This is a genomic window from Candidatus Nitrosotenuis uzonensis, assembly GCF_000723185.1.
In the GTDB taxonomy this organism is placed as follows: Archaea; Thermoproteota; Nitrososphaeria; order Nitrososphaerales; family Nitrosopumilaceae; genus Nitrosotenuis; species Nitrosotenuis uzonensis.
In genome coordinates, this window is the sequence record NZ_CBTY010000008.1 from 314,548 (window position 1) to 327,584 (window position 13,037).

Annotated in this window: 20 protein-coding genes; 8 read left to right on the forward strand and 12 right to left on the reverse strand. The window is 41.8% G+C overall.

The window, feature by feature from the left end; translation table 11 throughout:
• Positions 1-6: 6 nt before the first annotated feature.
• Entirely contained in the window at positions 7-294 is a 288-nt protein-coding gene (locus NITUZ_RS04410; protein WP_048196076.1) for a 30S ribosomal protein S26e, read from the forward strand.
• Here the strand turns inward: NITUZ_RS04410 and NITUZ_RS04415 are convergent.
• The 6 genes from NITUZ_RS04415 to NITUZ_RS04440 all read right to left on the reverse strand — a co-directional run bounded on the left by NITUZ_RS04415 (position 291) and on the right by NITUZ_RS04440 (position 5,402).
• Entirely contained in the window at positions 291-872 is a 582-nt protein-coding gene (locus tag NITUZ_RS04415; protein ID WP_048195708.1) for a CDP-alcohol phosphatidyltransferase family protein, read from the reverse strand. The two genes, NITUZ_RS04410 and NITUZ_RS04415, sit on opposite strands and share 4 nt — an antisense overlap.
• A gap of 26 nt (positions 873-898) precedes the next feature.
• The gene (gene speB, locus NITUZ_RS04420) at positions 899-1,765 is read right to left on the reverse strand and encodes an agmatinase (RefSeq protein WP_177309459.1); all 867 of its coding nucleotides are present in this window, start codon (positions 1,763-1,765) and stop codon (positions 899-901) included.
• Between the two features lie 46 nt (positions 1,766-1,811).
• Complete coding sequence (locus NITUZ_RS04425) at positions 1,812-2,249, reverse strand: response regulator (RefSeq protein ID WP_052370072.1); 438 nt, start codon at positions 2,247-2,249, stop codon at positions 1,812-1,814.
• Positions 2,250-2,283: 34 nt separating this feature from the next.
• Positions 2,284-4,140: a threonine--tRNA ligase gene (locus NITUZ_RS04430; protein WP_048196083.1), complete on the reverse strand. Its 1,857-nt coding sequence runs from the start codon at positions 4,138-4,140 to the stop codon at positions 2,284-2,286.
• Between the two features lie 316 nt (positions 4,141-4,456).
• Positions 4,457-4,876, reverse strand: a complete 420-nt coding sequence (locus NITUZ_RS04435) for a DoxX family protein (protein WP_081844874.1) — start codon at positions 4,874-4,876, stop codon at positions 4,457-4,459.
• A 169-nt stretch (positions 4,877-5,045) separates the two neighbouring features.
• Positions 5,046-5,402, reverse strand: a complete 357-nt coding sequence (locus NITUZ_RS04440) for a hypothetical protein (protein WP_048195715.1) — start codon at positions 5,400-5,402, stop codon at positions 5,046-5,048.
• A gap of 83 nt (positions 5,403-5,485) precedes the next feature.
• Between NITUZ_RS04440 and NITUZ_RS04445 the strand changes: the two genes are divergently transcribed.
• The gene (locus NITUZ_RS04445) at positions 5,486-6,580 is read left to right on the forward strand and encodes a homospermidine biosynthesis protein (protein WP_048195718.1); all 1,095 of its coding nucleotides are present in this window, start codon (positions 5,486-5,488) and stop codon (positions 6,578-6,580) included.
• Here the strand turns inward: NITUZ_RS04445 and NITUZ_RS04450 are convergent.
• A complete protein-coding gene (locus NITUZ_RS04450) occupies positions 6,577-6,789 on the reverse strand; it encodes a hypothetical protein (RefSeq protein ID WP_048195721.1) in 213 nt (70 codons plus the stop codon). The genes NITUZ_RS04445 and NITUZ_RS04450 overlap by 4 nt on opposite strands.
• A gap of 108 nt (positions 6,790-6,897) precedes the next feature.
• On the opposite strand from NITUZ_RS04450, the gene NITUZ_RS04455 reads away from it, so the two are divergent.
• Positions 6,898-7,770 (forward strand): CBS domain-containing protein, encoded by an 873-nt coding sequence (locus NITUZ_RS04455; RefSeq protein ID WP_048195723.1) that lies wholly within the window; start codon positions 6,898-6,900, stop codon positions 7,768-7,770.
• A gap of 5 nt (positions 7,771-7,775) precedes the next feature.
• Complete coding sequence (locus NITUZ_RS04460; protein ID WP_239654948.1) at positions 7,776-8,156, forward strand: response regulator; 381 nt, start codon at positions 7,776-7,778, stop codon at positions 8,154-8,156.
• 2 nt (positions 8,157-8,158) lie between these two features.
• Here NITUZ_RS04460 and NITUZ_RS04465 read toward each other — a convergent pair whose 3' ends face one another.
• Positions 8,159-8,524 carry a hypothetical protein gene (locus tag NITUZ_RS04465; protein WP_048195725.1) on the reverse strand — a complete coding sequence of 122 codons (366 nt, stop codon included), beginning with the start codon at positions 8,522-8,524 and terminating at the stop codon, positions 8,159-8,161.
• A gap of 125 nt (positions 8,525-8,649) precedes the next feature.
• Between NITUZ_RS04465 and NITUZ_RS04470 the strand changes: the two genes are divergently transcribed.
• Positions 8,650-8,967: a putative DNA binding domain-containing protein gene (locus tag NITUZ_RS04470; protein ID WP_048195727.1), complete on the forward strand. Its 318-nt coding sequence runs from the start codon at positions 8,650-8,652 to the stop codon at positions 8,965-8,967.
• Here NITUZ_RS04470 and NITUZ_RS04475 read toward each other — a convergent pair.
• Positions 8,952-9,335 (reverse strand): cyclophilin-like fold protein, encoded by a 384-nt coding sequence (locus tag NITUZ_RS04475; RefSeq protein ID WP_048195729.1) that lies wholly within the window; start codon positions 9,333-9,335, stop codon positions 8,952-8,954. The genes NITUZ_RS04470 and NITUZ_RS04475 overlap by 16 nt on opposite strands.
• Before the next feature lie 52 nt (positions 9,336-9,387).
• Between NITUZ_RS04475 and NITUZ_RS04480 the strand changes: the two genes are divergently transcribed.
• Together NITUZ_RS04480 and NITUZ_RS04485 are read left to right on the forward strand one after the other, a co-directional pair.
• Positions 9,388-9,888 carry a DNA-directed RNA polymerase subunit K gene (locus NITUZ_RS04480; protein WP_048195731.1) on the forward strand — a complete coding sequence of 167 codons (501 nt, stop codon included), beginning with the start codon at positions 9,388-9,390 and terminating at the stop codon, positions 9,886-9,888.
• A 51-nt stretch (positions 9,889-9,939) separates the two neighbouring features.
• Positions 9,940-10,251, forward strand: coding sequence for a DNA-binding protein (locus NITUZ_RS04485; protein WP_244443809.1), 312 nt, complete (start codon positions 9,940-9,942; stop codon positions 10,249-10,251).
• Here NITUZ_RS04485 and NITUZ_RS04490 read toward each other — a convergent pair.
• Entirely contained in the window at positions 10,248-10,664 is a 417-nt protein-coding gene (locus tag NITUZ_RS04490) for a transcriptional regulator (protein WP_048195733.1), read from the reverse strand. The two genes, NITUZ_RS04485 and NITUZ_RS04490, sit on opposite strands and share 4 nt — an antisense overlap.
• 193 nt (positions 10,665-10,857) lie before the next feature.
• On the opposite strand from NITUZ_RS04490, the gene NITUZ_RS04495 reads away from it, so the two are divergent.
• Positions 10,858-11,796 carry an asparagine synthase C-terminal domain-containing protein gene (locus NITUZ_RS04495; protein WP_048195735.1) on the forward strand — a complete coding sequence of 313 codons (939 nt, stop codon included), beginning with the start codon at positions 10,858-10,860 and terminating at the stop codon, positions 11,794-11,796.
• Here NITUZ_RS04495 and NITUZ_RS04500 read toward each other — a convergent pair.
• Positions 11,793-11,954, reverse strand: coding sequence for a YHS domain-containing protein (locus NITUZ_RS04500; RefSeq protein ID WP_320409003.1), 162 nt, complete (start codon positions 11,952-11,954; stop codon positions 11,793-11,795). The two genes, NITUZ_RS04495 and NITUZ_RS04500, sit on opposite strands and share 4 nt — an antisense overlap.
• Positions 11,955-11,996: 42 nt before the next feature.
• Complete coding sequence (dusB, locus tag NITUZ_RS04505; protein ID WP_048195739.1) at positions 11,997-12,947, reverse strand: tRNA dihydrouridine synthase DusB; 951 nt, start codon at positions 12,945-12,947, stop codon at positions 11,997-11,999.
• Positions 12,948-13,037: the final 90 nt, after the last annotated feature.

Below are 13,037 nucleotides of genomic sequence, written 5' to 3' on the forward strand. Positions count from 1 at the left end.
GAAGCCATGCCATTAAAGCGAGCAAGCAGAGGCCGTCGTAAAGGTGGAAAGGGATCATCAGACAGGATCCAGTGCACCAACTGCGGCGCAACCGTACCGAAGGACAAGGCAAAAAAAGTCACCTCAAGATTGAGCCTTGTGGAACAATCGCTTGCACGTGAGCTTAGAGCGCAAGGAGCATACATTGCAGCACCCAAGGTTCTCAAGTGGTACTGCATATCATGCGCAATTCACTTTGGCATACTCAAAATCCGATCAGCTGATTCTAGAAGACAAGCCGGCAGACTATACTAGTCCGAAATATTCTTTGCAGTAACAACTATTCTTTGAACAAACGTTATGCCAGCAATTATCACAACTACGAGTATAGCATACGGCATGAGTCCTGGGATCATTCCAATTATCGCAATCACAAGCAATCGCTCTGCACGCTCGCCAATTCCGATTCCTTGTAGTTTTACGCCAAGAGATTCTGCCCGTGAACGCGAATAGCTTACAAGAAGTGACAGTGTTATTGCCAAGAGTACCATATGAGGCTCTGCAAAGTTGCCGACCAAAATCCCAAGAAATATCGCAACTTCTGCGACCTTGTCAAATACTGAATCCAAAAAACCGCCCTTCTTTGAGACCTTTTTGGTGATCCTTGCCACCTGACCGTCAACAATGTCAAAGAATCCAGACACCAACAATAAAATGCCGCCTATTATTGCAGCGTATGAGATGTGCATGTTAAGCCCATATACTGCAGCCGAAGCAAATGCAAAGACAAGTCCTACTGCAGTCCAGAAATTGGGCGACAGTCCTGTAGATGCAAACACAGTACCTATTTTTTCAAGATGCGGCTTGAGTGAGTCTCTAAAATTGTTTAGCATTGGTTACCTTGTAACAAGAAAAGATTCTATTTAATACTCATGGCAATCATAGTTGACATTAGCTTGGCTGCAAGCGATGAGGTAGCACCGTTATCAAATGCAGGGTTTAGTTCCACTATGTCAAGGCACGCTATCTTGTGGCCATCCATAGCATAGACCATATCAAACAGTTCTCGCGATGTGATTCCTACGGCTTCAGGGTTGCCAACTCCTGGAGCGAACGCTGGATCTAATACGTCAAGGTCTACACTCACATACACTTTTTTGAAGGTAGAAATAGCGTCAGATACCATCTTTGGGCCCTTTCCATCCCGGATGTCTTTGTCTGTTATGGTCTTGATTTTATTTTCCTTAAGAAATGCAAGCTCTTCTCCTACAAACGAGCGAGCCCCGACATGGATTATGTTTTCTGCACCATTTTTTTCCACTATGCGTCTGAGGTATGCAGCATGACTGAGTCGAACACCTGCGTATTGCGAGCGTAGATCATAATGTGCATCAAACACCATATAGCCGGTGTCCTTTGGGAATGCAGTATATGTCGGGAATGTAAGAGAGTGCTCGCCTCCAAGGATTATCAACAGTTTGTTCTTTGCAATCAGCTCGCTAGTAAGCTTGTGAACCATATCTGTCATCTCTTCTACGTTTACTGTGTGGTGCACGTTGCCAAGATCCTGTATGTTGACGGACTCGAGGTCTACTTGTAAATCCGGATGAAAAATCTCTATGTTGTTGAATGCGCTGCGTATTGCTTCAGGACCAAATCTGCATCCTGGCTTGTAAGAATGCGTAGAGTCAAATGGGATTCCAAATACAATGGCAGCAGGCTCAGCTCTGTCATCCGGGCTAATTATGTACGGACTCTTGGTCATATACAAATCAAGATAACTCAATTTCAATTTTTACTTTAAAATCACTAGAAAATAAATCAATAGATCATTATTGGAGCACCAGGCCGGTCTGTACTTGTCCCTCAATTTCAAACTCAACTTTCTGTATCAGGCTCTGGGAGTTGAACGGTTTTTCCAGTACGTCTATGTTAGTCCCGTTGCTCAAGGCGCGAAGCTTTGGCGTAAGCTCATCTCCGAACGAGCTAATAAAGAGAATCCTCTGATCTGGCCGTATCTGAAGAATCTCCTTTGCAGTCTCAAGTCCGTTCTTTTTTGGCATGGAGTAATCCAGAATCACCATATCAAACTGCCTAGCATCAGAGTTTGCAGTCATATTCTTGTATAATGCAACGCATTCCTCTCCATCACTAGTAACAGTCACCGTATGCCCTCGTGACTCGAATATCTGCTTGTAAAGTAGCGCGTATGATGGACTGTCTTCTGCCACGAGTATGTTTCTGCCCATTCTCATTTGTTGTATTTCCATGCTATTTTAGATTGGTCTGTTTATTCCAAACAAACTAGACCATTATCTGCGGACGCTTTGAGAGGTGCCTTGCCAAATTCAACTTTGTGAATGGTTTGTCCTTTGTCTGCTCTTTTATTTCCCTAACAAACTCTTCAAACGGTATCTCTTTTACATTGCCAGATTGCCTGTCCCTTACTGCCAGCTCTTTTTTGTTGATTTCTTTTTCTCCTATAACGAGGCTATACCTTATCCATTCTGTTTCCGATTCCCTAATTCTTTTTCCTATACTCTCGTTCCTATCGTCAATATCCACGCGTATGTTCTGGGAGCTCAGTCTGTCTGCCAGATCCTCGCAGTACTTTAGGAATTCTTCCTTTAGTGGTATTATTCTTACCTGAGTAGGAGCGAGCCAGAGCGGCAGCTGTGGTTTTTTCCCTTCTTTTTGTTCAAATGCAGCCTTTTCCAAAAGCGCATAAACAACACGCTCTATTGCACCGCTAGGCGAGTTGTGCAGAATTATAGGGTGGTGCGGAGTATTACTCTCATCGAAAAACTTTATTCCATATCTTGCCCCGTTTTCGACATCGATTTGGTCAGTTGAGAGTGCAGATGCCTTTCCAAGGTTGTCAACGTAGTTGAATTCCCATTTAAGTACAAAATAAAAGAAGCGCTCCTTCCACATTTCCACAAGTACCGGCTTGCCCATTTTCTTGACCAGGTCTACAATTATTTCCTTGTGTTCGTTATAGAATTCTTCTGTAAATCTTATTGCCATTTCGTAATCAGATTCCGTTATTCCTATTTCTCTGAGTACAGAACGAGAAAGATCAAATCTCTTCCTTATCTCAGTTATGGCCTGTGGGATATCTTGGCAGAATGCATGACAATCAGGCATCGTAAATGCGCGCAGTCTTCTGAGGCCCACAAGCTCGCCTGATTGTTCGCGCCTGAAGCTGTATCGCGTAAGCTCGTACAGCTTTAGCGGTAGATTCTTGTATGATATCTGAAAATCATTTGCCATCAGAAACTGGCCAAAACATGCTGCAAATCGCAAAAAGAGTTGCTTTCCCTCGGTGTTGATATTATATTGTCTTGCCGGAAACCTGTTAAAGTAACTTTCCATACTAGGATGATGCGAATCATACATAATCGGTGTTTCAACTTCCAGACCACCATAGTTTTTCACCTCGTCTGTGACGTATCTTTCAAGAAGTGATTTTATGAGTCGTCCGTTCGGATAAAACCTCATGTTACCAGAATCAGATGCTGGCTCATAATCTGCGATGGCCATCTTCTTCATCAGCTTCACGTGTGGCGGGGGCTCATCAACTGACCGTTTCTTTGCAGATTCATACTTTGAGAGAATCTCTAGTTTTTCATGCTTTGTAAAGTCAAAATTGTCGATTTCATGCATTATGCCATCGGTAGTCATTATGTACCAGTACGACTTGATCTTTGATTCTGATTTCAGTGCCTCCGAGGTATGACCGTCTTCGTGTTCATGTCCTTCCTTTGTTATCACTTTTGAGCTCTCCGCCAACGGGTGTCCTTTGACCTTGATATTGTATGATTTTGTCCAGCCAAATGGTGCGTGCGAGACCTCGCAGTTTGCGTTTGATTCCATTTCCTTTAGAAGTGAAAGTGCGATCGAAGGTGATGCAAGGTTTGAGCTCAGATGCGCATACGGGTAAAGCAATAATCTGTTGCACCCTACCTTTGCCATGCTTGCAGTGATCTCCGCAATTGCCTTTCTTGCAACTTCGGAATCATCACCATCTTCTATTGCGATAAAGGCCACTACTACCTCCTCTATTTTCTTTGGTTCCGGTGTGATCTCTTCTGCGGATTTGATCTCTTTTTTCGTTGGATTGTATTCTATGCTGTCGCAGTGTAACTGTAGTATACGCACAATCTCGAGGAAAGATGATATTGAATTAAATGTTTGTGGCCACTGCAAGGCCAATTTGCCTAAGCTAGTGTATGTTTTATCATTTTATTTTGAGCACATCCAGTATGTATCGGATCGTCAGCAAAATGGGCGCAATGTATACAGATAAACTGCAGTGGCTGGTTGCATACTGGACAGTACTTGGAGACCTCTAGGGCATTACCACAGTTTCTGCAGCTATCTATTCTCAAGAATGAGTCTTGATTCTGAGTAGTATTTGATCTTTTCCATACTGAAAACACAGTAAAATGGTGTAACTAGCAAAAAATAAGAAAGATTATTTTAGAAAGCCCGGTAGTTTCTTCAAAGTGTGCGAAGCTGAGAACTTTCCGGCGCCGACTGCTACAAGAAGCAAACTGCTAACCAGCAGAATTAGCTCGAGCTCAAAGCCTGCCTGTCCTGTCAACTCGGTTGGTTTTTTCACATAGAAAATTGCTCCCAACATGATTGTAGAGAGGATGGAAGCAGATATTCTTGTTATCACTCCTGCAATTAGCAATACTCCTGGTACAATTTCTGCCAGAGCTATCAGTATTTGCATTTCTGCAGGCAGGCCAAGACGGCCAAGAAAGCCGGCAAAACCTGCGTCAACTTTGGCATATCCGTGAACGATAAATATTGCACCTAGTGCCAACCTAATCCCAAGATATGCCAGATCGTGCAGTCTGTTCTCTTTGTAGATGGTTGTTGTTTCCAACGTTGTCATAATTGATTTTTCTCATATTACAATTGCTAATGTGATCAGCTGATTTATCATAAGATTAGCTGAATTCATATTATATGCATAACACATACATGTAGTTACGGGAACGGTTCCCCAGACCATAGTGCTTTTGGTAGAGCCCTACCAACTGTTCCCCTTACTTTCAGTTTGATTTTACATTGTTCTGTTTCGTCTCTTCTTTTAGTGTAATTACGGAACGAAGTATTATGCCAGATAATCCCAGATTATTCAGAACGAATTGAGATGTGTGCTCAAGGGCATTATCGCCTCTGTACCCTTCATCGTATGTTGATTCGATTTCTCCCATGTCTGTCTGAACAAGAACAGTTATCAGTGAATACGATCCAAGTTTTGGATCGCTGCCTTCAATATACAGACGCATCTCGACTCTCTTTACTGTGACACCATACTCTACAAAATTTCCTGACGAAAGAAGAGTCATAGTTTTATCAGGATTACGGTTGACCCGTTGTGGATTTGCAACATCGATTATTTTCAACTGACATCTAAAACAATTATGTACATTTTAAGAATTTTATTTTCAGACACAGGATTATTATACCAATACGAAAACTCCTGATCATGGATCACCATCATTTTAAAGGCAAGGACATACCACATATCCGGCTCACATCAAAGACAACCATAGAGGATCTTGTAGATGTCTTCTCAAGCACCGGTTACAATGCAAGGCAGCTTGGGGATGCGGCAAAGCTGTACGCAAGAATGATTGAAGAAGATGCAGTCATTTGTCTTACCGTAGCGGGCGCCATGACACCAGTAGGTTTTGGCGGCATCATAAAGACTCTGATAGAGAAAGGTTTTGTTGACTGGATAATTGCCACTGGTGCGAACGTGTACCATGAAGATCATTTTGCAAGAGGCTTTCCAGTAAAACAGGGCCATTTTGAAGTTGATGACATGATATTGTACGAGAAGGAAATAGTCCGGATAAGAGATGTTTACATAAAATTTATTGAAACGCTTGCGGCCGAGGATAAGGTCGTGCAACAGATGTTCAGAGACCAACTAGTTGGCAAACCGTTTACCACTGCTGAATTTTGTAACATCATGGGCATGCTAAGTGCCAAGAATGCAAAGTATCCGGAAAAAAGCTTCCTTGTATCTGCGTACAAATACGATGTTCCAGTATACGTTTCCACCCTAAAGGACTCCTCACTTGCGATGAACTTGGGAGTGCATAGACTGCAGAATAAAGTCTATAATCTTGACTTTGTGCGAGAGATTCTTGAGCAGGCGGCAATAGTTTACAACTCTAAAAAATCGGCAATAGTTGAACTTGGGGGTGGCGTGCCCAAGAATACAGCACAACAAACAGGTCCGATGTTAGATCAAATACTCGGTAATAATGATGGAGGTCAAGACTACATAATACAGATTACTGATGCAAGACCTGATACTGGAGGACTTTCTGGAGCGACACTGCAAGAAGGAAAAAGCTGGGGCAAGGTGCAGGATGCGCATTCTGGCACAGTCACAGTTTATGCCGATTCTACTATTGCATTTCCAATAATAGCGGCATATGTGCTTGCAACGCAAAAGCCAAGAAAGCCAAAGAGAATATACAAAGATCTTTCAAAATACTATTCAAAGTTGCAGCAGGATTATCTGCAAAACGTTCACAAAGGCAAGGCCAAAATAAAAAGAAAGCACTAGAATCTGTCGAATCTAGCTCGTTCTAGTTCGCGGTCATCCTTAGTTTCTTTCTTCCATTCCTTGTAGTGGTCCTTACAGAGAACTGCCTTTTTGGCAGATGATCTTAGGCGCATACCCGCATTTTCCACCTTTGAGGAGTTTAGCGAACGTGCTCCGTCGTTACTGCATCCATCGACGTCGCATTTGGCACCTTTTGCCACGATTCCCATGCATGTGGATTAATTACATTATATTTATAGTTGAAACACCACAGACAAAATGTTTGTTCGTAACAAACTAACTACGAGATAATATTGCGAATTTGCCAATTCTAGCAAATGGCACACTCAGAATACCTTGTAGGTTCGTCACCAGATGACACTGTGATTGAAATAAAGAATGCAGATATTATCAAGGCTGACGTTTCTGATAATCTGTACGATGTCATAATAAACCTCATCACCAATGGGATAAGTAAGCTGTTCATATTTGATAAGAATCTGCCAGTAGGCATAGTTACTGATAAAGACATTATCAGATTCCTATACAACGAACGAAGTGGTAAGCGGTTTGATGAGATTACTGTGGACCAGATAATGAACAGTATTTGTTATGTTATTGACAGCCTTACGTGCAGGCAAGCAGCACAAACAATGCTAATCAACAAGATAAGCTCACTTGGGATCGGCTCACGCCAACATCTTTTAGGAATAGTCACTAAAACAGATCTGTTACAATACTATGTTAACAGGATGCACGATACCAGCAAGGTACTTGATTACATGACCATAAGTTATTACTCTGCAGACGTGGAATCAAAACTGCACGAGATAATCAAAAAGATGATCACATGTGATGTCTCGCGTGTTGTCATAACAGAAAATCAGACTCCTGTAGGGATAATAACAAACGGAGATATTTTTAGAATTACTATGTCAATTAACAAATTAAGCATAGTCCAGTCAAGTCTTACCACATATTCAGAAGAAAACAGGCTGTGGTCAGAGTCAGGATTCGTTGGCTCAAAGCAAGCAGGTGAGGTAATGAGTGAGGGAATTATCAGCATAAGATCCAATCAAAATATGATGGAAGCTGCCAAATTGATGCTTGAGAAGAAGATAGATAGTCTTGGGGTAAGCAACAGTAGCGGAGAGCTTGTTGGCATCATAAACAAGACCAACGTGCTTTACGCACTGGCAAACGCAAAGTGATTGCATTGAGCGAAGACTGGGAACCATCCATATTGATAGTTGATGACTCGCATTTTACAAGGCGTGCAATACGAAAGATAATAGAATCAAATATGCTTGCAACAAAGATCATTGAAGCAGCAGACGGTGTGGAAGCAGTAATGAAATACAAAGAGCACAGACCTACACTTGTGACAATGGACGTGCTTATGCCAAAAGCAGACGGCATACAGGCGCTAAGGGCAATCAAGAAAATCGATCCTTTTGCCAAAGTGATAATGATCTCGTCCACTGGAAAAAGCCACATAGTTCAGGACTCTATGCGTGCGGGGGCAATAGACTATGTGTTAAAACCGTTTGATCCTGCTCAAATTGCAATCACGATAAGCAAGCATGGGAGAATTTAGAATTAGTTTTGTTGCACTTTTTGATTTGCATCAAGTGATGCAATCTGTTTTTCAAATATTTTTTGGAATTTCTTTAGTTCGTTTATTCTGATCTTTTGCTGGTCAAGGTGGTTATTCACATGTTTTATGTACCTGCTAGTTTCCTCGGCAGTCTTGTTTAGCTCGGAGATCTTTTCCTCAAGAATCTCGCTCAGTGAACATGGCTCTGCTGAGACGTCCTTCAGATATATGATCCTCTTTGGCGTTAGCGTCTCGTCAAGCTCGGGAATCTTTGGGCCGTGTTCCGTTATGTGTTTTGGATAATCATCAGATCGCATAAGGCGCTTGTAGCGCTCCTTTGTCTTGCGGTCCAGATACCTACGCGTCATTCTAACTCCTATCCTTTCACTTGGTATACTAAATCTAGTTTGTAAAATATACACGAACAGATTTTATGGATTTGACACAGATATTACGTAAATCGTTATAAATGGATGAAATAAGCCATTAGACGATGGGCGGAGACAAAAAAAAGAGTGCAGCTCAAATGGAAAAAAGCCAGGAAAGCGACAAGAAAAAAGAATCAGGCGGCAAGAAAGACAAAAAGCAAGAAAAACAGGAAAAGAAAGCAGAGATTACAGTCATAGTAAACGAGGACCAAGCGCTCAAGCTCATAAAATCAAATAATTTTATCACCGCCACCGAGCTTGCAAGGCAGACAGGAGTCAAGATATCTACTGCAAATACGTGCCTTGTTGGTCTTCTAAAGAAAGGCGCAGTAAAAAGAGCCGGCGGATTTAGCGGCCACTGGATATATCAGCCAACTTCATAAAGCGACAACACGTCACCGGGTTTGGCAGATTTTAATAGTTCAACGTCTTCTAGTATCTTTCCTATAGGCGTCATAGGTTTGGTTGTTATCACATCTGCAACAAAAATGCAGATGCTACTACCAGTAGGCGAGAATGCAATATCGCCTTTTTTGAACTCTTTTCTTTGTCTTTCTACACCAGAATTTACCATCGTTTCAAAATAGACTATGCTTTGCCCAAGAAAGTGTGTGTTGCCAGAAAGCGGTAGTGATCGCGATATCAATCCTACTGTTTTTGGTGAGAGGTGTCGTTTTAGCTCGCAGTTGAGTTTTGCCTTACCTTTGACTTCTAAAATCAGACGTAGACCAGATACGGAGCCGGCGCTCATTCACAGAGATTTCGCGTATGAATATATAACCGTACCAAGTGAGTTTTTTCACTTGTCCGATCCTGAAGAAGCTGAAGTTGAGATTACAGAAGAGATCGAAGAGGAACCAGATTTTGTCAGACCGGCAGGTGAAGAAGTAAGCGAAGATACCTCGATGGAGGATGCAATTAACGCATACAGGAAAATTTTTGAGACAAAAGAACTTACTGATGAGGAACGAGCCGAGCTAGACAAGAAAATAAAGGAAATGGAACAGCGAGAAATTATCGATGTCGACCCAATCCACCAAGCAGTCGAGATACCGCTTGCAGGGAAGGGCAAGATTGCAATCGGGCCACCGACATTGACAAGATTTGAGAAAGCACGAATTCTTGGAGCACGTGCACTACAACTCTCACAAGGTGCACCACCGTTCATATCGATTCCACCAGATGCAAGAACATCACTAGATATCGCATTAAAAGAGCTAGAAGACAGAGCAATCCCAATCGTAATCAGACGTAGATTGCCAAATGGCGACTATCAGAATATTCCAATAGATTATTTCAACTAATGAACAAATCGTCGATAAAACTTAAAAACGCTGCATTTTTGGAAAAACTCAATGATTAGTATGGGGGAGACAACGGAGGAATTAAGAGTTGCTGAAAAAAGGACAGAACCTTACATATATCATGTCAGAAACGAGCCGGTAATGCAGGCTGCACTTGATGTTTTCACTATAATCAACAAGCATGGCAAAGGCATGTTGCTTGCAAAGGGGGGCTCCATTCCAAGTGCTGTTGCCATTGCAAACATACTAGTGGAAAAGATGCTAAACAGAGTTTGCACCATAGAGCACATACTTCTTGATTCAGAAAACGAGTTTGGGAAAAGAATGATCTCAACAATAGAGATTTTAATTGTAAAAAACTAGTATACGCTGCCTGGCCCTTTTAGCAACATGTTCTCACATTCTTTGCAGATTGCCTCATCTATGTTAGATTCCAGATTGTGGTGTATCTCGCATATCAATAGACTTGACTTGATATAGTTGCACAAACTAATGAATTTGGCAAGACTTGATGGGGTGTATGCCATATCCGAAGCAAGTCGCTCGCTTAGCTCCTTTATCATCTGTGATACCTGTTCATCGGCAACAAGTTTTTGGATTAGTTTTGGGTCACCTCTAGTCCCACGTATGTAGTTGCTGATTGCAGCTTGAGTTACTCCAAGCATTTTCGATATTTCATCTTCGCGTATCTTGTGCTCTTCTGCTAGTTTTTTTGCCAGTATGGCGCGCAGTGCAGGAATTAGCGTTTTTGATTCAATCTCGGCAGGCAGTAGCAATAGCAAAAATCAGCCTACAATATATTTAAAGTTAACATGCACATCAACATTTACAAAATCACACACATTATTTTGACAGGATAAATTTAGCTTAAACTAATTTGCATTTACATTCAAAATGCAACAAACATTGTTTTAAATCCAAAGATTGCCAGAACTCAAAATTTAATTTCAAATCAATACAGATATCAATATGAATCAGGTTCTCCAACAGACATACAAAATACTGGAAAATGCCGTCTTAGAATGCAACGCCAAATCCATCTCACTCTCAGGCGGACTTGATAGTGCAATCATCGCATACTTTCTGCAAGATAAAGGAGTTAGCGCAATATCCGTCATTTCAAAAGACTTTATTGCAAGTGACCTAACTTATTGCCAGCTTGCCGCCAAGAGATTCAAAATGCCACTTTCAATCAAGATGTGCCAGATAGATCAGATATACCATGCAATAGAGCAGACGGTGGAAATACTTGGTAACTTCAATGACATAGAGATAAGAAACAACGTAGTGGCATACCTTGCATTTGATGAAGCAAAGAATCTAGGTTTTGATAGAATAGTCACCGGTGACGGGGCAGATGAGATATTTGCAGGGTATAATTTCCTTTTAAATAAAACCGAAAGTGAGCTACAGGTCGAGCTAGACAGAATTAGAAAAATAATGCACTTTCCATCTCAAAAGATAGGAAAGGCACTAGGCATAGCTGTAGAGTCCCCTTTCTGTAGCACTAATGTACTCAAATTTGCAAAAACTATTCCTGCAAACATGCTTGTCGGGGAACACGATGGTAAAAAATATGGCAAGCTGATTTTACGCAAGGTCTTTGAAGATAAAATACCAAAGTCAATAGTTTGGAGAGAGAAATCACCGATGCAGGAGGGGGCTGGAACTCAAGGGCTGACAGAGTTTTTTGAGCACTCTATTCCAGATCATGTATTTGCTCAAAGGGCAAGGCAGATAAAAGAAAAGGACAACGTTACAATCAGGACAAAGGAGTCGCTACAATACTATGAGATATTCCGCAAAAACCATGACCCCCCAAGCTCAATTGGAGTTCAAAAATGCCCCGACTGCAATGCTGGAATAGAGTCCAGATTTTGTAGGATGTGTGGCAAGTTTCCAGTTTAGCTCTTTTTTGCCCATTTTTTGGGTTTTTTCTTAAAGATTCGTCTGCATCCGTTGCAACAGAAAAAATATTTCTTACTGTCGTATTCGTAGGTAACTGCAAGGCTCTCATCCATTTCGATTCCGCACACAGGATCCACGGGCATAACTAGACCCGGCATATTTTCTATTTATACACTTGGCTGTACATAGACTCACAGATACTATGCTTCTAACATCACTGTTCGGATATCGTCTATAGTATCTGCTACCATTATCCTATCTCTTAGTCTAGTGCTTCCCACAAGTCCCTTTGTGAACCTCATTGCCTGCTGTCGTATGTTTGGAAATTTTATGTTATAGTGTAAGGCATATTCGGCGTACTTGAGAAACATTTCCACTTGGTATCTTGCAGAGTATTCCTGGTATGTGCCAGTCATAATGTACTCGCCAATCTGCTTGAAAAGAAACGGATTCCCCATGGCCGCCCTGCCAATCATGATATAATCACATCCTGTCTCATCTAGCATCTTTTTTGCAAGTTCCGGACTTGTAATATCACCGTTGCCCACCACTGGCACGTCTACAATTTCTTTTAGCTTTCGTATCAGTGACCAATCAGACTGTCCAGAATAGCCCTGTCTTACAGTTCTTGCATGAAGCGTTATCATCTGTATTCCCTCCTCCTGTGCAATTCGTGCTATGTCTTTGAATCTATCCGGGTCGTTGATGCCTGCTCGCATCTTTAGCGTGATGGGTTTTTTCACAGACGAGACAAGTGTTCGAAATATCTTTCTTGTAAGGTCGTTATTTTGAAGTAGTGCTCCTCCGGCCATCTGCTGTGTTATGTGCGGGGCGGGACAGCCCATATTGTAGTCAATTATATCAAAGAATGGTTCTACTATTTTCGCTGCCCTTCCAAGTGCATCAAGATCTGAGCCAAACAATTGTATTGATATGGGCCGTTCCTTTTCAGAAAACTCGACAAATTCAGTTATTTTCTTGCCCTCAAGTCTTAGCTGCCTTTCTTTTGCAATTATTGCATGTATGCTTGTAAGCTCTGTTGCAACAAGACCTGCACCCATCTCCTTGCAAAGCAGCCTCAGTGCTGCATCGCTGACGCCTGCCATGGGAGCCAAAAACGCCTTGCTAGAAAATTTTGGTAGGCAGCTCATGCAGCCTTTCACAGAACGCACAATATAAAACGAATGAGAAAGTTATCCGTTCAGCTCAAACACACTAGAAAAAATAGTCACTTGGAATCC

What these genes read in the sequence shown, in the direction of transcription:
- NITUZ_RS04425 (WP_052370072.1), bottom strand. Translation starts at nt 2,249, where the DNA reads ATGGAAATACAACAAATGAGAATGGGCAGAAACATACTCGTGGCAGAA.
- NITUZ_RS04465 (WP_048195725.1), bottom strand. Translation starts at nt 8,524, where the DNA reads ATGACGCGTAGGTATCTGGACCGCAAGACAAAGGAGCGCTACAAGCGC.
- NITUZ_RS04500 (WP_320409003.1), bottom strand. Translation starts at nt 11,954, where the DNA reads ATGCCGGGTCTAGTTATGCCCGTGGATCCTGTGTGCGGAATCGAAATG.
- NITUZ_RS04475 (WP_048195729.1), bottom strand. Translation starts at nt 9,335, where the DNA reads ATGAGCGCCGGCTCCGTATCTGGTCTACGTCTGATTTTAGAAGTCAAA.
- NITUZ_RS04495 (WP_048195735.1), top strand. Translation starts at nt 10,858, where the DNA reads ATGAATCAGGTTCTCCAACAGACATACAAAATACTGGAAAATGCCGTC.
- NITUZ_RS04485 (WP_244443809.1), top strand. Translation starts at nt 9,940, where the DNA reads ATGATTAGTATGGGGGAGACAACGGAGGAATTAAGAGTTGCTGAAAAA.
- NITUZ_RS04445 (WP_048195718.1), top strand. Translation starts at nt 5,486, where the DNA reads ATGGATCACCATCATTTTAAAGGCAAGGACATACCACATATCCGGCTC.
- NITUZ_RS04415 (WP_048195708.1), bottom strand. Translation starts at nt 872, where the DNA reads ATGCTAAACAATTTTAGAGACTCACTCAAGCCGCATCTTGAAAAAATA.
- NITUZ_RS04470 (WP_048195727.1), top strand. Translation starts at nt 8,650, where the DNA reads ATGGGCGGAGACAAAAAAAAGAGTGCAGCTCAAATGGAAAAAAGCCAG.
- NITUZ_RS04450 (WP_048195721.1), bottom strand. Translation starts at nt 6,789, where the DNA reads ATGGGAATCGTGGCAAAAGGTGCCAAATGCGACGTCGATGGATGCAGT.
- dusB (WP_048195739.1), bottom strand. Translation starts at nt 12,947, where the DNA reads ATGAGCTGCCTACCAAAATTTTCTAGCAAGGCGTTTTTGGCTCCCATG.
- NITUZ_RS04455 (WP_048195723.1), top strand. Translation starts at nt 6,898, where the DNA reads ATGGCACACTCAGAATACCTTGTAGGTTCGTCACCAGATGACACTGTG.
- NITUZ_RS04410 (WP_048196076.1), top strand. Translation starts at nt 7, where the DNA reads ATGCCATTAAAGCGAGCAAGCAGAGGCCGTCGTAAAGGTGGAAAGGGA.